Source organism: Pectobacterium carotovorum, assembly GCA_016415585.1.
Lineage (GTDB): Bacteria > Pseudomonadota > Gammaproteobacteria > Enterobacterales > Enterobacteriaceae > Pectobacterium > Pectobacterium carotovorum_K.
In genome coordinates, this window is the sequence record CP066552.1 from 1361176 (window position 1) to 1379452 (window position 18277).

Below are 18277 nucleotides of genomic sequence, written 5' to 3' on the forward strand. Positions count from 1 at the left end.
GTTGTATTGACGATACCAGGCGTGGTTTTTGAATAGATGGCGTCTGGCGTAGTACTGGATATGAGAATTATTCTTGATATCACGGTCATCCCCATTACACTGCGGGCGATTGTTTTCATCTGAGAGACCAGGTTGTTATGGAGTTGCTCCGCATTGTTTACCAGCAGTACCGTTGGCCCTTTCTTGCCGTTATCCTGCTAAGTTTGTTGAGTGCCGCACTGGGCATTGGGCTTATTGCCTTTATCAACCTGCAATTGATTGAAACGGTCAATCAGTCACTGAGCGTATTGCCGCAATTTCTGGGTTTGCTGCTGCTCCTGATGGGCGTGACGCTGGTGTCGCAACTGGCGCTGACGACGCTGGGGCACCATTTCGTTTACCGCCTGCGTGGGCAATTTATTAAGCGTATTCTGGACACTAACATTGCCCGTATCGAACAGATCGGCAGTGCGCAGCTGCTTGCCAGCCTGTCCAGCGATATCCGCAATATCACGATTGCATTTGTGCGTCTGCCGGAGCTGATTCAGGGCATTGTGCTCACCATTGGTTCGGCCGCTTATCTGGCTTGGCTCTCCCCTAAAATGCTGGTGGTGACGTCCGTTTGGATTTCGATAACGCTCTGGGGCGGCTTTATGCTGGTTTCCCGCGTGTATCGCCACCTGACTCAGGTGCGGGAAGCGGAAGATCGTCTCCAGAAAGATTACGAAACCGTGATTAACGGGCGTAAAGAGCTGACGCTCAACCGTGAACGGGCGCAGAAGCTGTATGAAGAGGTTTATCAGGCTAATGCGCAGGATTACCGACAGAATGTAATTCGTGCCGACACCTTTCACCTCAGTGCAGTGAACTGGTCGAATATTATGATGCTGGGCGTGATTGGCGCGGTCTTTTTCATGGCAAACAACCTCGGCTGGGCGGATACCAACGTGGCGGCGACGTACTCACTGACGCTGCTGTTTTTACGCACGCCGATGCTTCAGGCCGTTGGCGCACTGCCGACGCTGTTGAGCGCGCAAGTCGCGTTTAATAAGTTGAAACGTTTCGATTTGGCGGATTATCAGGAAGCGTTTTCCGCAGCGGCTGCTCCTGCTGACTGGCACACGCTGGAACTGCGTGACGTGGTGTTTCGCTATGACGACTCCGGCTTTGAAGTCGGACCGATCAATCTGGTGATAACGCGTGGTGAACTGGTGTTTCTGATCGGTGGCAACGGGAGTGGGAAATCTACGCTGGCGATGTTGCTGACGGGGCTTTATACCCCGGTTTCCGGCTCGTTGCTGCTGGATAACCGCCCCGTTACGGCGGAAACGCGAGAGGATTACCAAAAGCTACTTTCTGCCATCTTTACCGATTTCCACCTGTTCGGGCAGATGATGGGGCCGAACGGAACGGAGCCGGATATGGCGCTGGTCGATAGCTGGCTGGATCGCCTGAACATGCGGCATAAGCTGACGCTGGAGAATCATCAGGTGATGAACTTACAGCTTTCTCAAGGGCAGCGTAAGCGTGTGGCGCTGCTGCTTGCTGTCGCCGAACAGCGGGACATCCTGCTACTGGATGAATGGGCGGCCGATCAGGATCCACAATTCCGCCGCGTGTTCTATCTTGAGCTGTTACCGCAGCTGCGCGCATTGGGGAAAACGATTGTGGCGATCAGTCATGACGATCACTACTTTGAACACGCCGATCGCCTGCTTGAAATGCATCAGGGAACGCTGTCAGAACTGACGGGGGACGCGCGTGAACAGGCCTCGCAGGATGCCGTGGCGCAGATTAGCCGGTAACGCAAATCGGCGCGGTGGAACACCGTGCTGTGAGACATCACACACCGTTAGCGTGAAGTCTCACAGGCATATATTAATTCGTTGAATTCTGGGGCATTATAAGCGCCAATGTTGGCAGGTTGCTAACAGAATGGGCGTTTTTTACTTACAGATCAGGCATCTGACGTATCTGGTCTGCCACTTAACTCAATAAGTTGGTATAGGTTATGAAAAGGATATTTAACGCATTATTCGTTGTTGTTTTTGTTTGTTTTTCGTCTCTGGCAAATGCGGCAGAAAATCTGCCTAACATTGTCATTTTGGCAACGGGCGGTACGATTGCAGGCTCCGCTGCGGCCAACACGCAAACCACAGGTTATAAAGCCGGTGCGCTGGGCGTAGAGACGCTGATTCAAGCGGTGCCAGAGCTGAAAACGCTTGCCAATATTTCAGGCGAGCAGGTTGCCAGCATCGGTAGTGAAAATATGACCAGCGACGTGCTGCTGAAGCTGAGCAAGCGCGTGAACGAGCTGCTGGCACGCAGCGATGTTGATGGCGTGGTCATTACGCACGGTACGGATACGCTCGACGAATCGCCTTACTTCCTGAACCTGACGGTGAAGAGTGACAAACCGGTGGTCTTTGCCGCCGCGATGCGTCCGGCAACGGCAATCAGTGCCGACGGCCCAATGAACCTGTACGGCGCAGTAAAAGTGGCAGCGGATAAAAACTCTCGCGGTCGCGGCGTTTTAGTTGTGCTGAACGACCGTATTGGTTCTGCTCGTTTCATCAGCAAAACCAACGCTTCTACGCTGGACACCTTTAAAGCGCCAGAAGAAGGTTATCTGGGCGTGATTATCGGTGACAAAATTTATTACCAGACGCGTCTGGATAAAGTTCACACCACACGTTCCGTATTTGACGTGACCAACGTAGATAAACTGCCAGCTGTCGACATTATTTATGGCTATCAGGACGACCCTGAATACATGTATGACGCTTCTATCAAACACGGTGTAAAAGGCATCGTGTATGCGGGGATGGGTGCAGGCTCAGTATCCAAGCGCGGCGATGCAGGCATCCGTAAAGCGGAAAGCAAAGGTATCGTTGTTGTGCGTTCCAGCCGTACCGGCAGCGGCATCGTGCCACCGGACGCGGGCCAACCGGGTCTGGTTGCCGATTCTCTGAGCCCGGCTAAATCACGCATTCTGCTAATGCTGGCGCTGACGAAAACGACGAACCCAGCGGTGATTCAGGATTATTTCCACGCGTATTAATCGCCTGATCGATTTTTAGTGTGGTAGCCCCGCCTTTAAACGCGGGGCTTTTTACTTCCTGTCATCCCATTTTTACTTTTGGTTATTCAACTTTTCGTTTCCACTGAGAAGTCACTTCCCTCTCTGTTGATTTTATCGGTATGATTCAGCTCACGACAAAGCAGGTAATCACCCTTATTTATCTTTGATACCCGAAATAATTCGAGTGGCGGGACTGCCTACGCGCGTCCAGCTTGAAGTATGACGGAGTGGGTGAATAAAGAAGAAGGATACGTCATTACATGACACACCCCATTTTTATGGTTGGTGCCAGAGGCTGTGGGAAGACCACCGTTGGGCATCAACTGGCGCAGGCGTTAGGATATGACTTTGTCGATACTGACCTGTTTATGCAGCAGACCACCAATATGACGGTGGCTGATGTGGTTGCGCAGGAAGGATGGCATGGGTTCCGCCAGCGTGAAAGTCTGGCGCTTCAGCAGGTGACGTCTAATCGCTGCATCGTCGCGACGGGTGGCGGTATGGTGTTGGCGGAAGCCAATCGGCGTTTTATGCATGACAAAGGCACAGTTATTTACCTCCATGCGGATGCGGAGCTACTGGCTCAGCGGCTGGAAGAAAATCCGCAGGATAACCAGCGTCCGACGTTGACGGGTCGTCCTATCGCAGAGGAAATGGCTGATGTACTGGCCGCGCGCGAGGCGCTTTATCGCGGCGTCGCGCACCACGTCATCGATGCATCACAAACGCCGGAAGCGATTGTGGCAAGCGTGTTGAAAGCGCTGCGCTCGTCGGCTGCATAGGAAAGTGGACCGGACACTGGCAAAATAATCACCAGTCAGTGTTACCGAACACCAACTTTCAATGAATAGATCGTGACAGTGGCTCGACTCTCCTTTTAAGATGAATTTCCTGAATTTTTTCGATGATAGGTGCCGCGCTATGCTGAATGTAAATGAGTATTTTGCAGGGAAGGTCAAATCAATCGGTTTTGAAGGCGACAGCATTGACCGCGCCAGTGTCGGCGTCATGGATGCGGGTGAATACACCTTTAGAACTGGGCAACCGGAAGAAATGACGGTGATCACCGGAACATTGAAAGTCCTGCTGCCTGACGCACCGGATTGGCAGGTTTTCACACCGGGAGAAACGTTTTTCGTTTCGGGAAAAAGTGAGTTCAACTTACAGGTGGTCGAACCGACCTCTTATCTGTGTAAATACCTGTAATTTCTATTCTATCTCTGTAGATTAGATCATTCTCGCCGCATTGTGTGCTACATAATGCGGTGTTTTTTATGCTCATCCTGATTCATTCCTCTTGTTCCCCCAACGCGGTTAGTGCCTTTCTCTGCCATTCTTCCCCTGATGGGAGTAAATAATGCTGCAAAAATGCTAAGTAGCTCAAGTAATGAACGCAAAGGTATTTAAAAGGTATTATTAATTGGTATTTTAAAGGTGTACCTTACTCTGTCATGAAGGATGTAAATATGAAAACTACAGCAAAGCTGTCGTTCATGATGTTCGTTGAATGGTTTATCTGGGGAGCCTGGTTCGTTCCACTCTGGCTGTATCTGAGCAAAAGCGGATTTACGGCGGGTGAAATCGGCTGGTCGTATGCCTGTACCGCGATTGCCGCGATTCTGTCGCCGATTCTGGTGGGATCGCTCACCGATCGCTTCTTTGCCGCGCAAAAGGTGCTGGCAGTCCTGATGTTCGCCGGGGCGATACTGATGTACTTCGCGGCGCAGCAAACGGAATTTATGTATTTCTTCCCACTGTTGTTGGCCTATTCGTTAACTTACATGCCGACGATTGCACTGACTAACAGTATCGCCTTCTCGCATGTTGCCGATGTCGAACGGGATTTTCCACGCATCCGGGTATTGGGAACGATTGGCTGGATCGCCTCTGGGATTGTCTGCGGTTTTCTGCCGACGTGGCTTGGGTTTAGCGATATTTCCCCCACCAATGTTCCGCTGCTGATTACCGCTGCCAGCTCCGTGTTGCTCGGTTTCTTTGCATTTTTCCTGCCCAATACGCCACCGAAAAGCACCGGCAAGATGGATGTTAAAGTCATGCTGGGGCTGGACGCGATTGTGTTGCTGAAAGACAAAAATTTTCTGGTGTTTTTTGTCTGCTCCTTCTTATTCGCGATGCCGCTGGCGTTTTATTACATTTTTGCCACGGGCTTCCTCACCGAAGTCGGCATGAAGAATGCGACAGGCTGGATGACGCTGGGCCAGTTCTCTGAAATTTTCTTTATGCTGGCGCTGCCGTTTTTCACCAAACGCTTTGGTATTAAAAAGGTATTATTACTGGGGCTGGTGACGGCGGCTATCCGCTATGTCTTCTTCGTCTACGGCGATGCTTATCATTACTTCACGTACGCACTGCTGTTCCTCGGCATCCTGCTACACGGCGTGAGTTACGACTTCTACTATGTGACCGCCTACATCTACGTTGATAAAAAAGCGCCGGTACATATGCGCACGGCAGCACAAGGGCTGATTACGCTCTGCTGTCAGGGCTTCGGTAGCCTGTTGGGATACCGTTTGGGTGGCGTGATGATGGAGAAACTTTTCGCCCACGGTGAGCCGGTGAATGGTTTGACCTTTAACTGGACCGGTATGTGGCTGTTTGGTGCGGTGATGATCGCGATTATTGCGCTGATCTTTATCCTGTTTTTCCGTGAATCGGATAAGACGATCTCGACCATTGATGTAGACGGTGCAAAGAACAAGCATTTCAGTACAGAGGAAAGCAAATGAAACAAGAACGTATTCTCGGTGCCTTATACGGCCAGGCTTTAGGGGATGCGATGGGCATGCCATCGGAACTGTGGCCCCGAACGCGAGTGAAAGCGCATTTTGGCTGGATTGATCGCTTTTTACCCGGCCCGGCGGAAAACAATGCGGCGTGCTATTTTGGCCGTGGCGAATTTACGGATGATACCTCGATGGCGCTGAGTCTGGCCGATGCCATCATTGAATGTGATGGCGAAATCAATGCCGATGCGATTGGCCGTCACATCCTGAAATGGGCGGAATCGTTCGATGCATTTAATAAGAATGTGCTCGGCCCCACCTCTAAAATTGCGTTGAAGGCTATTCGACAGGGCACATCCGTCAGCGAGCTGGAAAACAATGGCGTCACGAACGGCGCTGCAATGCGGGCGTCCCCGCTAGGCTGTCTGCTGCCTGCGCACGATCTTGATGAATTTATCGATCAGGTAGCGCTGGCCTCTAGCCCGACGCATAAATCCGATTTGGCGATTGCGGGAGCGGTCGTCGTTGCCTGGGCTATTTCCCGGGCGATTGACGGTGCCAGCTGGCAGGAGATCGTCGACGCACTGCCGTCTGTCGCACGCCACGCGCAGGAAAAGCGTATCACGACGTTTAGTGCCTCCCTTGCCGCGCGTCTGGAACTGGCGCTAAGTATCGTGCGCCGTGCAAACGGTACGGAAAGCGCCAGCGAGCAGCTTTATCAGCTGATTGGCGCAGGAACGAGCACCATTGAATCCGTCGCTACGGCAATCGCGATGGTGGAACTGGCGCAGACTGACCCAAATCGCTGTGCGATTCTGTGTGCCAACCTCGGAGGGGATACCGACACTATCGGGGCGATGGCGACCGCAATATGCGGTGCGCTGCACGGGGTCACAGCGATTGATGCCGCGTTGAAGCAGGAACTGGATGACACTAACCTGCTTGATTTTACCCGCTATGCCAGCCTGCTCCAGCAATACCGCTCAGCACGGGAGGCGTGATGAAGGCCAGCGAACTTGCTGCAAAACTGGATGAGCTAACGACGCGTCAGCCGCTGACCATCATCGGAGCGGCGGTGATTGACGTGATTGCCGATGCTTACGCTCTGCCATATCGCGGGTGTGATATTGAACTGAAGCAGCAAAGCGTGAATATTGGCGGCTGCGCTTTGAACATTGCCATCGCGCTTAAACGCCTTGGGATAGCCGCGCAAAACGCCTTGCCCGTCGGGCAGGGCGTGTGGGCGGATATCATTCGTCAGAGTCTGGAAAAGCAGGATATCACCACGGTGGTACAAACCGATGAGGGAGACAACGGCTGGTGTCTGGCGCTGGTTGAACCGGACGGCGAACGGACTTTTATGTCCTTCAGCGGGGTTGAGAACCAGTGGAGCGACAGTTGGCTGGTGTCGTTATCCGTCGCAGCAGGGAGTTTGGTCTACCTGTCTGGCTATCAACTGGCGGCGCCGTGCGGTGAGCGTCTGGTGAGCTGGCTGGAAAACTTGCATAACGTCACGCCATTCATCGATTTTGGCCCGCGCATTGCCGATATACCCGCAAGCCTGATGGCACGCATTATGGCGCTTCACCCGGTGGTTTCCCTTAATCGTCAGGAAGCGGACGTGGCGGCGGATCTGCTCGGTGTGTCGGCTGATGTGCAAACGCTGGGGCGCGCCTGGCGGGAGATGTACCGTGCACCGGTGATTATTCGTCAGGACAAAGCGGGAGCGTGGTATTTCGATGCCGCTTCTGAGGGCCTCGTCACCCCGTTTCCGGCAACAGTGGTGGATACCATCGGGGCAGGGGACAGCCACGCGGGCGGGACACTGGCTGGTTTGGCCGCTGGGTGGTCGTTGGCTGAGGCCGTCACGCTAGGGAACGCCGTTGCGGCGTATGTCGTGAGCCACCGTGGCGGAGACTGTGCGCCTACGCTGGCTGAACTTCGTGCTCGGTTACTCCTCGCAGACGAAAACGTATAGATCGCTGCGGCAATAGCTGGTGCTGTACTCAATGGGCCGGTTCTGTGGGTCGAGCGCAATCTGCTTGATGACCAGAACCGGTACTTTATTATCAAGCTGAATATGTGACTGAAACTCGGCATCGGGCATACGCGCGCTGACGCGACTGCGTGTACGCTGCGGATTGATGTTCTGGCTACGAAAATAGTCATAAAGCGAGACGCCAATATCGTCAGCGTCAGCGATCAGATCAACCGGAACATACGACTCTTCAATCGAAACGGCGTCCTCATCCACATAGCGAATACGTTTCAACAGAAAAACGGGGGTGTCTGGCGCAATAGCCAACTGCTCGGCCACTTCCTTGCTGCTTTTTACGATTTGTTTGTTTACCCACAGCGTATTGGGCTTTTTGCCCCGCAGCACGACCTGCTGTGAAAAGCCGCGCGCCTCTTTCAACGAATATTCGAAAATATTATTGATTTGCGTCCCGTAGCCGCGCACGCGGGTCACCACGCCTTCTTCTTCCAACGTCTGCATCGCTTTGCGCACGGTAATGCGGGATATGCCAGCCAACTGGCTCAGGTCACGTTCTCCCGGCAGAATATTGCCATGTTCCAATGTGCCGCTGCGCACGGCATTTTTTACCGTTTCGGCAAACTTTAGGTAGAGTGGGGTATTGTCTGTTGCCGCAAAGCGCTGCGTAAGCTGTTCTATTAATCGAGTATGCGCGTGTTCCATTCTTCTCTGATCCTGATCGGCCTGCGTAAACGCCATAATACCACTGGTCTTATTACCTCTATACTGAAAATGGCAATCGTGGATTACCACATAAAATAAAATATTTTATGTGATTTTTAGCATGTTGCTCTGTCATGAAAATGTCATCTATCCTTTGTAACGCTAATCATTAATTCCATATATGAGTTATTTTATTTAATGATTTTTATTAATTAACAGAGTAAAAGAATGTCACGATTATTAGGAATAATCCCTGAATTGTTAAAGTGCAACAGATTACGGTGTTTGCTAATAATTTTACATTATGCGATTAAGTAAGTTTTTTATTTTATTTATTTTCTTTAATTTAGCTGTTTATGTTGAATTTCCGATTGGAAATCCATTTGATGCCTTTTTTTTTATAAGAGTGTGGTTGAACGTAGTAACTATTTTTCAGCGTTTTAAGATAAATGGCGATTGTATAATGTGATCATATTCAAGTTTTATTTTTCTCTGCCGTTATGGATAGTATAACTATTCTACGCAAAGAGTATTTTATGCTGAAAACGACTCGATCCCGCATCCTTGCGGCCTGTTCTACCATTGTTGTGCTTTCACTTGTTATCAATACCTTTCTTAACTACACCATCGCCAATAACGCGAATAAGGAATCGATCCAGAATACGCTGAATGCGGTAGCCACTAGCCATAGTATCGCGATTAGCGACTGGGTTGCTTCTAAAACGCTGATGATCTCTGCGTTGCACGACCGAGTCATAACCGATGAGGATCCGATTCCGCTGTTTAAACAGATTGCGGCATCCGGCGGACTCCTGAATGTGTACATGGGCTATGCCAATGGCACGGCCAAGTTTGCCGATTCTGGCGGTATTCCTCCCGATTACAACCCGACTGTCCGGCCCTGGTATCAGCAGGCGGTGAAAGAGGGCAAACCGCTGGTCACTGCCCCTTACGTTGATGCGGTGACGAATACCCTGGTGGTGTCTTTCGTTGCTTCCGTGGTGGAAGGCGGAACGGTCAGAGGCGTCGTCGGTAGCGACGTCACGATGAACAGCGTGATTGAAAACGTCAAAGCGATTAACCCAGCCAAAGATAGCTTCGGCGTTCTCATCGAGCGTAGCGGTCTGATCATTGCTCACCCGGATGAAAAACTGACGCTGAAAAATATCAGCGACATTGCCCCTGGGATTGATCTGAACGACATTCTTTCAGCCGATAGCGCCCGCGATGTGGACTTTTCTGGCGTGACAAAGCTTGTGGTGGCAAAACCGATTGCTGGCACGAACTGGTTCATGCTGGTGGCGTTGGACAAAGCTGAAGCGACAGCGGGCATGAATTCTCTGCTGTCTACCTCTGTGATCACGCTAGTTGTTATCGCACTGTTGGGCACGCTGGTGATTGGTTTCATCATCGCGTCAGCGCTCAAGCGTCTGCTGCAAATCCGCGACGCAATGGATGATATCAGCAACGGTAATAACGATCTGACGCAGCGTCTGCCGGATGAAGGGCATGATGAAGTGGCGCAAATTGCCCGCTCGTTTAATATCTTTGTCGACAAAATCAGTCAGGTCATGATGCAGATTCGCGATATCAGCGCATCGCTTCAGGTCGCGGCGGATGAAATCTCGGCGGGGAACAACGATCTCTCTGCGCGTACTGAATCTGCGGCATCGAGCATTCAGCAAACCGCAGCCTCGCTGGAAGAAATTTCTGCGGCGGTTACGCAGTCGGCAGGTTCTGCACAGCAGGTTAACGCGAAAGCGCTGCTGCTGTCGAAAGATGCCGGCACAGGCGGAAAAGTGGTGTCCGATGTGATTGTCACGATGGAAGAGATCGTGGTCGCGTCTGGGAAAATCGGCGATATCATCGGCGTGATCGATGGCATTGCATTCCAGACTAACATTCTGGCGCTTAACGCTGCAGTAGAAGCGGCGCGTGCGGGTGAACAGGGCCGTGGTTTCGCCGTGGTTGCCGGTGAAGTTCGCAGCCTTGCACAGCGTAGTGCGCAGGCCGCAAAAGAAATTAAAGAGCTGATTGAATCGACGGTCTCCAGCGTGACTTCTGGCTCCGTGCAGGTTCGTCAGGCCAGCGACACGATGAATGAAATTGTCGGCGGCGTCTCTACGGTGAGCTCGGTGATGTCTGAAATCACGCATGCGGCAGATGAGCAAATGCGTGGGATCAACGAGATCAACAAAGCGGTCGCACAGTTGGATTCGATGGTGCAGCAAAACGCCGCGCTGGTACAGGAATCTGCTGCTGCGTCGGGTGCGTTGCAGTCACAGGCTGAAGAACTGAACGCCGTTGTCGGGGCATTCCGGGTCTAACGGGTTCCGGCAGTGAAGAAGTATTGCCCGCCGAATATTGGCGGGCAATCACCGACTGTATTAGTAATCGGCAGTATTAATAATCGATGGTATTAACGATCGATAGTATTAACAATCGATAGTATTAACAATCGATAGTATTAACAATCAACAGCATTAACGTTGGGCTTCTCCGCCCAGCGCTTCAATCAGATTCGCAATCAATGCCGCCAGCTCGCTGGTCATCAAAATAAAATCAGCATCAAACCGCTGAGCAAAATCTTCCCGATCGATATCGTCGTTTTGTTCCCGCAGCGTATCGGAGAACTTCAAGCGTTTTACTGAACCGTCCTCAGACAAGACCAACTGAATCCGTTCCTGCCAGTCCAGCGCCAGCTTGGTGACGAGTTTGCCTGCTTCAATGTGTACGGCGATTTCATCGCAGACCAAATCCTGTTTTTTACAGCGGATAACGCCGCCGTCTTCCAGAATGGCTTTCAGTTCTGCTTCATCCTGTAGCGCGAAACCTGCCGCCGGCTCACCGGAGCGAACCCACTCGGTCAGCGTCAGCTCGATGGGGTTTTCCATCGTCAGCGGCACAACGGGTAGCGAACCTAACGTTTTGCGCAGCAGTGCCAGCGTATCTTCCGCTTTTTTGGCGCTGGCGGCATCGACCATAATCAGGCCGTTAACCGTATCGATCCATAGCCAAACCTGACTGAAACGGCTGAATGCACGCGGTAGCAGGCTATGCAGCACTTCATCTTTCAGCGAGTCTTTTTCGGTTTTTTTCAGCTTGCGGTGCTGTTCCGCTTCCAGACGTTCAATCTTGGCCTGAAGGGTTTGCTTGATGACCGGAGAAGGCAGGATTTTTTCTTCTTTGCGGACGCAAATAACGATTTGCCCATTAACGACGTGCGTTAAGGCATCGCTATGGGATCCCATCGGCGATATCCAGCCCGTTTTCATCATATCCTGACTGCCGCACGGGGTGAACGCGAAAGCGCTGAGCCGTTTTTCCAGTTCATCCGCAGATAAAACGTTATCTTTGGACAGCACGCTGTCCCGGCTTAGGCGGTAAATCATTAAGTTCTTAAACCACGACATGGTGTTATCCCTGACTGGGCGCGCAGGTTTGCACGCGGGTTTGTAATGTTGCGCGCATGATAACGAATTCGAGGCGGTTATGTGGAATAAAATACCGGGATTCAGAGGAATACCTATCACGCTTTGAATGGTAGCGGATTGGTTTCTCTGGTTATACCCGTCATACTTCAAGCTGCATGTGCGTTGGCTGCACGACTCGAATTGTTTAGGGTACTTATCCATATAAGAACGTTTTCAGGTCGGTGAAAAATTTACTCGACCTATTTACAACACGCGGGGAGACATCATGAGAATCGGTATCGATCTAGGCGGGACGAAAACGGAAGTCATTGCGCTGGATGATGAGGGGCAGGAATGTTTTCGGCAGCGTATGCCGACGCCAAGAAATGACTACCCGGAAACGCTGCGGACTATTGCCACGCTGGTGGAGATGGCTGAAAAAGCGACAGGCAGCCGTGGCAGCGTTGGCGTGGGGATCCCCGGTACGCTGTCTCCATTTACCGGCAAGGTAAAAAATGCCAACTCCACCTGGCTCAACGGTCAGGCGCTGGATCGCGATCTCGCCACGCTGCTGAATCGGCCCGTGCGGGTCGCCAATGACGCGAACTGTTTCGCAGTTTCAGAGGCGGTTGACGGTGCAGGGGCAGGGAAGCAGACCGTCTTTGCGGTCATCATCGGAACCGGCTGCGGGTCGGGCATTGCGCTGAACGGTCAGGTTCACGTCGGCGGCAACGGTATTGCAGGCGAGTGGGGACATAACCCGCTGCCTTGGATGGATGACGATGAGCTGCGCTATCGGCAGACGGTTCCCTGCTATTGCGGTAAATTTGGCTGCATTGAAACGTTTATCTCTGGCACCGGATTTGCCGTGGATTACCAGCGCCTGAGCGGCCAGCCGCACAAGGGCGAGGCAGTTATTGCCTTAGCGGAGCAGGGCGATCCCATTGCAGAACTGGCGTTACAGCGCTATGAACATCGCCTGGCAAAATCGCTGGCGCATGTGATTAACCTGCTCGACCCTGATGTCGTGGTGCTGGGGGGAGGAATGAGCAACGTCTCTCGTCTTTATCAGACCGTGCCGGAAAAGATTAAACCGTGGATCTTCGGCGGTGAGTGCGAAACGCCCGTGCTTCAAGCCATACACGGCGACTCCAGCGGGGTACGCGGAGCCGCCTGGCTCTGGCCGAAGACGGAATAATGGCTAAACGGCGTACTGCGGTGCCAGCCGGCTGACGCCTAATCCGTTAACCTTCTGCACTTTGATCTGTACTGGGATACGCTCTTTCATCGCTTCGACATGGCTAATGACGCCGATGGTTTTACCGGAGGCGTTCAGGTTATCGAGGGCATCCAGCGCGATATCCAGCGTCTCGGCATCCAGCGTACCGAAGCCCTCATCCAGAAACAGCGAATCGATACTGGCTTTATGGCTGACGAGATCGGATAGCGCCAGCGCCAGCGATAAACTCACTAAGAAGCTCTCGCCGCCGGACAGCGTACGCGTATCACGCTCGGCGTCCGCTTGCCAGGTATCCATCACCAGTAGCTCCAGCTCGTCGCCGGGTTTCCGTTTCAGCATATAGCGCCCGTGCAGGCGGGAAAGCTGGAGATTGGCGAGATAAACCAGATGATCCAACGTTAGCCCCTGAGCAAACTTACGGAACTTATGTCCGCTTTGTGAGCCGATGAGCGTATTAAGACAGCTCCAGTCGTCATACATTTGCTGACTTTGGGCGATCTCATTGAGCAAATCCTGCTGGTTCTGGCGATGCTGTCGATCGTCAGCTAACTGGTGCTGGAACTCGCCTTGCTGCCGCAGGTTGGTTTTCAGCGTTTCATCCAGCGCTGCTAACTGCTGCTGTACCGCTTCTTGTGTAGCATCTTCTGTCAGGGAGGCGGGGCGCTTTTGTTGATGGGCAAGCAGATCCCGCTCAGCCTGCTGGTGAAGTGCCGCTGCCTGCTGCAAGATTTGGTACAGCTTTTCCTTCCATGCCTGCAACGTCTGACGTTCCTGCTCATCAAGCAGTGCATTGAGGAACGTCGTTTCATCGGCGAACGTGCTTTGCTGTAAAGCCTGACTAAAGCGCTCTGTCGCATTCTCACGCTGGTGCGTGCTCTGCTCATACTGCTGTTGCGTGCTCGCTAGCTCTCCTGTCAGGCGGCTCAGCGTCGTTTCGGTTTGCTGCCGAGCTGACTGGGCTAGGCGGAGCGCATCGTCATACTGCTGGCTGGTTTGCTGTAACTGTTCGCGCACAGCCGCGATTTGCCTGTCGCCGAAAAGTGCCAGTCGTTCCTGTTGGCTTGTGTTGAGGAGCGCGAGGTGTTGTTCCAACTGCTGTTGTTGCGCCTGTAGTTGCTGCTTTGTCTCAGCCACGCTGCGATTCAGATGCTGAAGATCGCTGTCCAGCGTGGCTAACAGAGGAATTAAACGAGACTGCTCCTGTTCTTTGGTTTTCCAGCCTTGCCATTCGCTTTCGCGCTGAGCCAGCCAGTCATCCTGTGCGTCAGCTTCCGGCAGCAGAAGCCCCACATTTGCCAGCGCCTGCGTGATTTCCTGAATGTGCTGCGTGATCTGCTGGTGCACGTTTTGCAGCGACTGCTCGGTCTCTTGCTGCGTAACGTTTAGCGAAGTTTGTTGCTGGGTGTTGAGCGCGATTTTTTGGTCGAGTTCCCGCTGCAATCCCTCTGCGGCAGTCAGTAAATCCTTACTTTCCTGCCACTGTTTTTGCAATTGCTCGCGTGCGGTAATCTGCTGTCGAATATCCTGTTCTTCGGCTTCATTTTGCGTAAGCCAGGCTGCGATCTCATCCGGTTGTTCCAGCGTGTAGTTAACTTGTAAGCGCTCACTGATATCTTGCCATTGTTGCAGCAAGGCGTGATGTTCGCTATCGAGCTGAGCGATCTCCTGTTGCAGCTGTTCCCGTTGTTGCTCTAGCGAGGCCAACTGTGCAGTCGTATTCGCCAGCGCCGTCGTTAACCGATTCACTTCCTGCTGTAGCGCTGTCAGGCGGCTTTGGGTTTCAGACGGTTGCAGTGCCTGATAGCGTTCGATGGCTGGATGCTCGGTTGAACCACATAGCGGACACGCATCTCCAGCTTGGAGCCGTTGGCGTTCGGCTTCCAGCTTAACGATACGCTCTTCCTGCTGGAGCATCGTTTCCAGATCGACCAGATGCTGGCTTCGCTGCTCATGTTCAGACTGCTGCTGTTTCTTTAAGATTTCTGACTGGCTGATATGCCCTTGTACTTCACCCTGTTTGGTGAGGTACTGCTGCTTGCGCACATGAAGACGCTGGAACTGGTCGCTGATTGTCGCGAGCTGTTGGCGTTCAGCGCGCTGGTCAACGCGTTGATTAAACTGCTGTTGCAGGGCGGAAAGCGGCTGGTGCGCTTCCTGCTGTTGCCGTGTCTCATCGTGTTGCATGAACTGCTGACGGGCTGCATCAACGGCCGCTTGTTGTTCACGCTGCTGTGCCGCCAGCGTCACAGCCTCTTGCTGTGATGTTGCTGACTGTGCGGTGTGCTGCGTCTGTTTTTGCTTCAGCTTCTCTTGCTCGTCCTGAAGCTGGCGCAACTGCCGAAACTGAGTGCGCCACAGAGGGAGTTGTTCTCCCCACTGCTGGTGATGCGTGTGTTGCTGGCGGTAAGACTGGATCTGTTCAAGCTGCTGTGTAGCCTGCTGCTGCTCTGCCGCTGTCTGGGTTTGTTTACTTTCATCCGCGTGCAGACGAGCCTGCGTTTTTGCCAGTTCGTCCTGTTGCTGCGTTTTTTGCTGCACCAGCGTGGTAATGCGATGGTCAAGTGGCACAACCTGTTCGTTGATCACCTGCTCTTGTTGCTGCCGTACCCGTTTGTGCTCACTAACCTCCAGCTCTGCTTTTTCTTCCTGCTGGCGTAGCGCGGTTAGCGTCACCTGCTCGGCGGCCTGTTTCTCGGTCAGTTGTTCAATACGCTGTGCCAGCGTAAGAGATTCCTGTCGATAGCGCTCTCGTTCCTGATGTAGCGGCCTCAGTTTTTCTGCTGGTTCGCTGTGAGTTAACCTGTCAAGCTGCGGTTTAGCCTGCTGAATGGCGGATTCGGCACTTTCATGTTGCGCCTGCGTGCTGGTTAACTGCGTGTGCTGCTGTGTCAGTTGCTCAAACCAGCGCAGCGTAGTCAGCGCTTGCTCACGTTCAACGTTGCCCCGTTGCTCTTGCTGGAGCAACTCGGCAAGCTGTTCTTCCACCTGCTGACGTTGCTCATCAGTTAGCAGTTGAATGCCTGATGCGCGCGCCTGTAGCGTGTTCAATGCGACGTTTGCCTGTTTGTGCTTGTCATAGACGCGTTCGGAAATCAGGCCGTAGATGTCCGTGCCGGTCAGCTCTTCCAGCAGTTCTGCTCGGTCGTCTGCTTTGGCGTTGAGGAAGGCGGCAAATTGTCCCTGCGACAGCATCATGGATCGCGTGAAGCGGCCGAAATCCAGTCCGGTGAGCTGTGTGATCATCTCTTTCTTATCATTGAGTTTTTCACACAGAATTTTGCCGTCTTCAATGAGCGCGAGTTCGGCCTTGGGGGACTGTAGGTTGCCGTCTGGCGCATTTCTTGCCCGACGCTGGCTCCAGAAGGCGCGATATCCGACGCCTTTAACTTCAAACTCGACCTCGGCGAGACACTCAGCGGTATTACGCGTCATCAGGTCATTCTGGCTGGCGGAAAGCAGGCCAAGTCGTGGCGTTTCGTGATACAGCGCCAGACATATCGCATCCAGCAGCGTGGTTTTCCCCGCGCCGGTCGGGCCGGTAATGGCAAATAAGCCGTTGCTGGAAAACGGCTCCTGCGTGAAGTCGATTTTCCATTCGCCTTTCAGCGCGTTGAGGTTCTTTAAGCGCAGACTGAGGATTTTCATTGGGCAGGCTCGCTATTTTCCAGTTCATCAATAACCTGATTAAACAGCGTGCGAACACGCAGTTGGCGACCGTCTTCCATGTCTGTCTCCGTTGCCAGACGACGTTCAAAAACGTCATGTACGCTCAGTTCGTTCAGCGTTTCCTTGTCCTGTCGGGTAATCGCCTGCATGCGCTGTTCACGCGTGCGGCGCAGCAGTAACACTTCCACGGGCAAGTTCTCGGTCATCGCCTGAATGCGTTTTTGCATGTCGCTCAGATAATCCTGCGTGTTGAGCTCAATATCCAACCACACGGGCTTGTCGCCCTGATAGTTCTGGAAGGTGGCCAGCTGTTTTTCAATATCGCTCAGGCTGCCTTTAATCAGCTGCATCGGCTGAGTCATGGGAATCGGCAGTGTTTCTACTTGTGCTGGCGTGTCTGGTGCAAAACTCACCAGACAAACGGACTTCTCGCTGTTGAGTTCATCAAAACTCAGCGGAATGGGTGAACCGCTGTAGCGAATGTGCTCACTTTGGGTCACGCGCTGCGGGCGGTGAATATGGCCGAGCGCGATATAATCCGCAGGAGGAAAAGCCTGAGCCGGGAAGGCATCGAGCGTACCAATATAGATATCGCGCACGGATTCCGAGGCGGTTGCACCAATCGTCGTCAGGTGTCCGGTTGCAATAATCGGCAGCGGCAGGCCTAGTTCGTCGCGTTTTTGGCAAGCCAGTTGATAACACTGCTGGTAGTGCGCGGTAATCGCTTCCTGTAGCGCCAGCTGTTTCTCATCCCCGGATTGCCCGGCTTTGCTGGTCAACACATCACGCGGACGTAAAAAAGGAATCGCGCAGAGCAGGGCGCCGGGCTGCCGCTGACGGTTTTCCAGCAGGATCACCTGTTGGGCAGGATCGTCGCTGGCGCAGGCAATCACCCGTGTGTTCAGACAGGCCAGTAACTCGCGGGATTCATTCAGCATCGCGACGGAATCGTGGTTGCCGCCGAGAATAACGAGCTGGCAGCCCGTGCGCTGTAGTTCTACCACGAAGCTATAATACATTTCCCGTGCGTAGCTGGGGGGCGAGCCGTTATCAAAAATATCGCCTGCGACTATAATGGCATCGACCTGATGTTGTTCCACCTGAGCGATAAGCCAGTGCAGAAAAGCCTGATGCTCAGCAGCGCGGCTTTTGGTATAAAAATATTGCCCTAAATGCCAATCGGCGGTGTGGATAATGCGCATCGTGTTCTCTCGATATTCATGCCGCGTGGCGATGGACGACGTTGTCATTATTTATTATGTGAAAGGGTGTGTCGTCGCCATCGTACTTTGTCATCGTAATGCCATGATTATATATAGCAGGCATGGCGGCTGTCGCGGTGGAATCAGACGTTTGGAAAGCGGCTCGAAAAATCGGATGTACGCGCTGTAACAATCGTGCAGAGAGGTCTGTGTGTTTTTCATAAATCTGTCATAAAACTGACGCATAATGCCT

At 52.8% G+C, this 18277-nt stretch carries 13 protein-coding genes; 9 read left to right on the forward strand and 4 right to left on the reverse strand.

Annotated features, from left to right (window positions below; genetic code table 11):
- The first annotated feature begins 137 nt into the window (after nucleotides 1-137).
- From JFY74_06040 to JFY74_06070, 7 genes are all read left to right on the forward strand, one after another.
- Nucleotides 138-1784, forward strand: coding sequence for a multidrug ABC transporter permease/ATP-binding protein (locus JFY74_06040; protein ID QQG29599.1), 1647 nt, complete (start codon nucleotides 138-140; stop codon nucleotides 1782-1784).
- Nucleotides 1785-1990: 206 nt separating this feature from the next.
- Nucleotides 1991-3040, forward strand: a complete 1050-nt coding sequence (locus JFY74_06045) for a type II asparaginase (GenBank protein ID QQG29600.1) — start codon at nucleotides 1991-1993, stop codon at nucleotides 3038-3040.
- 281 nt (nucleotides 3041-3321) lie between these two features.
- Complete coding sequence (gene aroL / locus JFY74_06050) at nucleotides 3322-3843, forward strand: shikimate kinase AroL (GenBank protein ID QQG29601.1); 522 nt, start codon at nucleotides 3322-3324, stop codon at nucleotides 3841-3843.
- A gap of 139 nt (nucleotides 3844-3982) precedes the next feature.
- Nucleotides 3983-4267 (forward strand): pyrimidine/purine nucleoside phosphorylase, encoded by a 285-nt coding sequence (ppnP, locus tag JFY74_06055; protein ID QQG29602.1) that lies wholly within the window; start codon nucleotides 3983-3985, stop codon nucleotides 4265-4267.
- A 260-nt stretch (nucleotides 4268-4527) separates the two neighbouring features.
- Nucleotides 4528-5808, forward strand: a complete 1281-nt coding sequence (locus JFY74_06060) for an MFS transporter (GenBank protein QQG29603.1) — start codon at nucleotides 4528-4530, stop codon at nucleotides 5806-5808.
- Nucleotides 5805-6806: an ADP-ribosylglycohydrolase family protein gene (locus JFY74_06065; GenBank protein QQG29604.1), complete on the forward strand. Its 1002-nt coding sequence runs from the start codon at nucleotides 5805-5807 to the stop codon at nucleotides 6804-6806. Before JFY74_06060 ends, JFY74_06065 begins: the two co-directional genes overlap by 4 nt.
- Nucleotides 6806-7783, forward strand: coding sequence for a sugar kinase (locus JFY74_06070; protein ID QQG29605.1), 978 nt, complete (start codon nucleotides 6806-6808; stop codon nucleotides 7781-7783). Before JFY74_06065 ends, JFY74_06070 begins: the two co-directional genes overlap by 1 nt.
- Here JFY74_06070 and JFY74_06075 read toward each other — a convergent pair.
- Nucleotides 7757-8503, reverse strand: a complete 747-nt coding sequence (locus JFY74_06075; protein QQG29606.1) for a GntR family transcriptional regulator — start codon at nucleotides 8501-8503, stop codon at nucleotides 7757-7759. The two genes, JFY74_06070 and JFY74_06075, sit on opposite strands and share 27 nt — an antisense overlap.
- A gap of 536 nt (nucleotides 8504-9039) precedes the next feature.
- Between JFY74_06075 and JFY74_06080 the strand changes: the two genes are divergently transcribed.
- On the forward strand, nucleotides 9040-10830 hold the full coding sequence (locus JFY74_06080; protein ID QQG29607.1) for a HAMP domain-containing protein: 1791 nt from the start codon (nucleotides 9040-9042) through the stop codon (nucleotides 10828-10830).
- Nucleotides 10831-10986: 156 nt separating this feature from the next.
- Here the strand turns inward: JFY74_06080 and rdgC are convergent, their stop codons facing one another.
- Nucleotides 10987-11916, reverse strand: coding sequence for a recombination-associated protein RdgC (gene rdgC / locus JFY74_06085; GenBank protein ID QQG29608.1), 930 nt, complete (start codon nucleotides 11914-11916; stop codon nucleotides 10987-10989).
- A gap of 286 nt (nucleotides 11917-12202) precedes the next feature.
- Between rdgC and mak the strand changes: the two genes are divergently transcribed.
- Nucleotides 12203-13114, forward strand: a complete 912-nt coding sequence (mak, locus tag JFY74_06090) for a fructokinase (GenBank protein QQG29609.1) — start codon at nucleotides 12203-12205, stop codon at nucleotides 13112-13114.
- A 3-nt stretch (nucleotides 13115-13117) separates the two neighbouring features.
- Here mak and JFY74_06095 read toward each other — a convergent pair whose 3' ends face one another.
- Nucleotides 13118-16801: an AAA family ATPase gene (locus JFY74_06095; GenBank protein QQG29610.1), complete on the reverse strand. Its 3684-nt coding sequence runs from the start codon at nucleotides 16799-16801 to the stop codon at nucleotides 13118-13120.
- Complete coding sequence (gene sbcD, locus JFY74_06100; protein QQG29611.1) at nucleotides 16798-18024, reverse strand: exonuclease subunit SbcD; 1227 nt, start codon at nucleotides 18022-18024, stop codon at nucleotides 16798-16800. Before sbcD ends, JFY74_06095 begins: the two co-directional genes overlap by 4 nt.
- Nucleotides 18025-18277: the final 253 nt, after the last annotated feature.

Coding starts and splice junctions, on each gene's coding strand:
- JFY74_06040 (QQG29599.1), top strand. CDS start 138: ATGGAGTTGCTCCGCATTGTTTACCAGCAGTACCGTTGGCCCTTTCTT.
- JFY74_06045 (QQG29600.1), top strand. CDS start 1,991: ATGAAAAGGATATTTAACGCATTATTCGTTGTTGTTTTTGTTTGTTTT.
- aroL (QQG29601.1), top strand. CDS start 3,322: ATGACACACCCCATTTTTATGGTTGGTGCCAGAGGCTGTGGGAAGACC.
- ppnP (QQG29602.1), top strand. CDS start 3,983: ATGCTGAATGTAAATGAGTATTTTGCAGGGAAGGTCAAATCAATCGGT.
- JFY74_06060 (QQG29603.1), top strand. CDS start 4,528: ATGAAAACTACAGCAAAGCTGTCGTTCATGATGTTCGTTGAATGGTTT.
- JFY74_06065 (QQG29604.1), top strand. CDS start 5,805: ATGAAACAAGAACGTATTCTCGGTGCCTTATACGGCCAGGCTTTAGGG.
- JFY74_06070 (QQG29605.1), top strand. CDS start 6,806: ATGAAGGCCAGCGAACTTGCTGCAAAACTGGATGAGCTAACGACGCGT.
- JFY74_06075 (QQG29606.1), bottom strand. CDS start 8,503: ATGGAACACGCGCATACTCGATTAATAGAACAGCTTACGCAGCGCTTT.
- JFY74_06080 (QQG29607.1), top strand. CDS start 9,040: ATGCTGAAAACGACTCGATCCCGCATCCTTGCGGCCTGTTCTACCATT.
- rdgC (QQG29608.1), bottom strand. CDS start 11,916: ATGTCGTGGTTTAAGAACTTAATGATTTACCGCCTAAGCCGGGACAGC.
- mak (QQG29609.1), top strand. CDS start 12,203: ATGAGAATCGGTATCGATCTAGGCGGGACGAAAACGGAAGTCATTGCG.
- JFY74_06095 (QQG29610.1), bottom strand. CDS start 16,801: ATGAAAATCCTCAGTCTGCGCTTAAAGAACCTCAACGCGCTGAAAGGC.
- sbcD (QQG29611.1), bottom strand. CDS start 18,024: ATGCGCATTATCCACACCGCCGATTGGCATTTAGGGCAATATTTTTAT.